Here is a 3,318-nt window from a genome sequence, read left to right as displayed (position 1 = left end):
ATCAAATGGTATTACAATGATGATTTGCCCACCCTACAACTCACCTTGTCGGGTGGGCAAATGGGCATGACACTTTGATGAAATTGCCAAACTTTCATGATTTGCCCACCCTACCCGACGGAATGCGATCGCTGAAAATTTGCCCACCCTACGCCTAATCAAATGGTATTACAATGATGATTTGCCCACCCTACTACTGACTGCTGTTCGCGTTCGCGGAGCGTGGCCAAAGGCCAAGCGTGGCCAACGGCCTTTAGCTGTTCGCGCAGCGTGCGCGTAGCGCATTAGCTGTTCGCGTAGCGTGCGCGTAGCGCATATGCTTACGTTCTATACTTAAAGTTACAGCAATTTTGTTGGAGCATAAGCGATGTCCTACAGGGACTTTAAATCCATTCCTGAAGTGTGTAATCGGTTTGAGTTAAACATTGATGAGTCGCAAAATTTGTTTACGGATATTGCTCCCGTCGAAGTTAGCGAACTTTTACAACAAATTTTAAAACGAAATATTCCTCTCGCCAATGCCATCAATACAGAAAAAGCCCGGTCTGAACTTTTAATCGCTCCAACGTTATTAGAAATCCGGGAAATATTTCATAATGAAGTGGGTTTTTTTTCTGGGTCAGAATTCACTATTGATTCAGAGTTAGGATTAAACGGTTATTGTGACTTTATTTTGACCGCTTCACGAGAAATTTATGAGATTCACCGACCTGTTGTTACCTTAGTTGAAGCCAAGAATGAAAATATTAAAGGAGGTTTGGCGCAGTGTATTGCCGAAATGGTAGCAGCCCAACGCTTTAACGAGAGAGAAAATGTCAATTTGCCGATTTTTGGAGCTGTGACAACTGGTCTAATCTGGCAGTTTCTTCGCTTAGAGGGGGTGCTGGTCTGGATAGATCTGCAAGAATACTATATTAGAGACACTGCCAAACTTTTGGGCATTTTGTCTCATCCCTTTCAGGAGTATTTCCCCGTCCGCAATGATAATTAGGTAATTGTATAGTGCTTTTCAATTAGGTGAGGTACAAATTTTTGGGTTTTAGGGAACAGGGAACAGGGAACAGGGAACAGGGAACAGGAAACAGTATGAGTAGGGTGGGCAAATCGACATGATTCGAGATCAAATTGTCAAACTCTCAGAATTTGCCCACCCTACAGTGCTTTCAACCTTCAATATCCTAACCTTCAACCTTCAATATCCCAACCTTCAACCTTCAACATCCCAACCTTCAACCTTCAACATCCCAACCTTCAACCTTCAACATCCCAACCTTCAACCTTCAATATCCCAACCTTCAACCTTCAACATCCTAACCTTTAACCTTCAACATCCCAACCTTCAACCTTCAACATCCCAACCTTCAACCTTCAATATCCTAACCTTTAACCTTAAAAAAAATAGCCGCAGAAATACTATCCACGGCTAGGAATGTTACCTTATGTCATTCAGTTTTTTAACCTATCCAGACGTGATCCTATGTGATTGGACCGGATGGTTTTGCCAGGGGGAAAACCCCCCAGCAATGTCTTGATGCAATAGCGAGTGGGGGAAACCACGGCAGTCGCTCATGGGGGGGACCCCCAAGACCGCGCTGCCTCCCCAAGACCGCTTAGGTGCGCTTTCCGTAGGCGAATTAAATTCGCCACGGGTCGCACCTCTGCATCGCTTTAACGTTTTAACGGAGCCTGAAGTACTTGGTCATAATTGTTATGAATTCTCCGGGAACATCCGTCGGCTGCAGAGGACTCCACTCGGATATTTGGGCGTAGCCCAGTGCATACAGGGCATGCATGGTATTCGTTACTGCCTTGCGGTCGCCCTTTAAAATGTGCTGAACACGGATTTTTTTGTTGGAAGAATCCTCTGGATTGTTGTCTGGATTATTAGTTGGAAATTCTGATGGCATAAGGGTAACCTTTTGCTTTGTAATTTGTATTTATAATCATTATGATTATAAATTAATTTGTCAAGGGTTTTTAGAATTTTTTTTTGAAGGAGAATGTAAATAAATGCGATCGATAACTATCAGCTATAGCAAAATAAACAGGGAACAGGGAACAGGGAACAGGGAGTAGGGAGTAGGAAAAAAAAATCTATCAATTCCTACACTGATTGCTATATCAGCTATCAGCTATCAGCTTTTAGAACAACACTCTTCGGCAATAGAAGGCTAATATTATGTTATGACAATTACCCTTAATAAAAATTTCCCCTATCTCCCTATCTCCCTATCTCCCTATCTCCCTATCTCCCTATCTCCCTATCTCCCTATCTCCCTATCTCCCTATCTCCCTATCTCCCTACACTTCCTTTAGTGCGATCGCTTTTGTAGTGCGAACGCTCTTGTAGGGTGGGCAAATGGACTAGATTTATGATCTTATTGTCAAACTCTCATTATTTGCCCACCCTACCCCGCTGAGTTATGGAAAGCTGAATGCTGACCGCTGACTGCTGAATGCTTATTTAGGCAAATGGACTAGATTTATGATCTTATTGTCAAACTCTCATTATTTGCCCACCCTACCCCGCTGAGTTATGGAAAGCTGAATGCTGACCGCTGACTGCTGAATGCTTATTTAGGCAAATGGACTAGATTTATGATCTTATTGTCAAACTCTCATTATTTGCCCACCCTACCCCTGCCTCCCCTGTGCCCTTGCTGCATCGCTTATTCAATGTTCGGTGTAGCTTGCCCTATGCCCATAAGCACCTCAATTAGGGTGAGCCTAGCCCATTAGCTGATAGCTGTTCGCGCAGCGTGGGCATAGCCCATTCGCTGACGGCTGATAACTAAATGCTTACACTAAATTTAATTTTCGTTCCTTATATGAATATTCATTACTTTTTTTGAGATTAGCTTGTTAATAAAGTTTACATCCGCCCTCCTGATCAATGATATAGAATTTAGTTATGAATACAAAAAATAGAATTATACATCATATTTTTCGGGATGGCGTTAGTCAGCGCGGACGCTTGCTAAGGGAACTCGAACCAGATTATGTTTCCGTAGATGAGCGGGATGTTTATGATTTACTCACCTTCGTACAAGAGTATGCCACAAAACTAAACTATTACGATGAGTCCAATCGGATAAATGGGGATTGGTCGAGTTTCTTTGGGGGAGATGTTGAGCAAATGGTTGCTTACATTAATAACCCGGAAAGTGTTGCCGACGATCCATCGACACAACGGCAATTAGCCCAACCTCATCTAGTTTTGTTGTTCACGTTTTTACAATTATTACGCTATCCTCAGCAACAGTTCAAGGCACTGACCCAAAGATATCTCGATTTTTATTATAAAGAGGTACTGCAGTT

4 protein-coding genes are annotated in these 3,318 nt (G+C 42.7%); 3 read left to right on the top strand and 1 reads right to left on the bottom strand.

The window, feature by feature from the left end; genetic code table 11:
• The first annotated feature begins 367 nt into the window (after positions 1–367).
• Entirely contained in the window at positions 368–991 is a 624-nt protein-coding gene (locus tag F6K37_RS35385; protein ID WP_287255542.1) for a hypothetical protein, read from the top strand.
• Positions 992–1,109: 118 nt separating this feature from the next.
• Positions 1,110–1,427 carry a hypothetical protein gene (locus tag F6K37_RS35380; protein ID WP_287255541.1) on the top strand — a complete coding sequence of 106 codons (318 nt, stop codon included), beginning with the start codon at positions 1,110–1,112 and terminating at the stop codon, positions 1,425–1,427.
• A 249-nt stretch (positions 1,428–1,676) separates the two neighbouring features.
• Here the strand turns inward: F6K37_RS35380 and F6K37_RS35375 are convergent, their stop codons facing one another.
• Positions 1,677–1,907, bottom strand: a complete 231-nt coding sequence (locus F6K37_RS35375) for a hypothetical protein (RefSeq protein WP_071102562.1) — start codon at positions 1,905–1,907, stop codon at positions 1,677–1,679.
• Positions 1,908–2,911: 1,004 nt separating this feature from the next.
• Between F6K37_RS35375 and F6K37_RS35370 the strand changes: the two genes are divergently transcribed.
• Positions 2,912–3,318: baseplate J/gp47 family protein (locus tag F6K37_RS35370; protein WP_287255539.1), on the top strand; the 407-nt coding region annotated here is incomplete at its 3' end.

This window comes from Moorena sp. SIO4E2 (assembly GCF_010671945.1).
In the GTDB taxonomy this organism is placed as follows: Bacteria; Cyanobacteriota; Cyanobacteriia; order Cyanobacteriales; family Coleofasciculaceae; genus Moorena; species Moorena producens.
The sequence above is the reverse complement of the archived record's forward strand: the minus strand, read 5'-3'. Positions and strand labels throughout refer to the sequence as shown.

Bases quoted from the DNA above. Each gene is read 5' to 3' on its own strand.
- F6K37_RS35380 (WP_287255541.1), top strand. From the start codon at position 1,110: ATGATTCGAGATCAAATTGTCAAACTCTCAGAATTTGCCCACCCTACA.
- F6K37_RS35385 (WP_287255542.1), top strand. From the start codon at position 368: ATGTCCTACAGGGACTTTAAATCCATTCCTGAAGTGTGTAATCGGTTT.
- F6K37_RS35375 (WP_071102562.1), bottom strand. From the start codon at position 1,907: ATGCCATCAGAATTTCCAACTAATAATCCAGACAACAATCCAGAGGAT.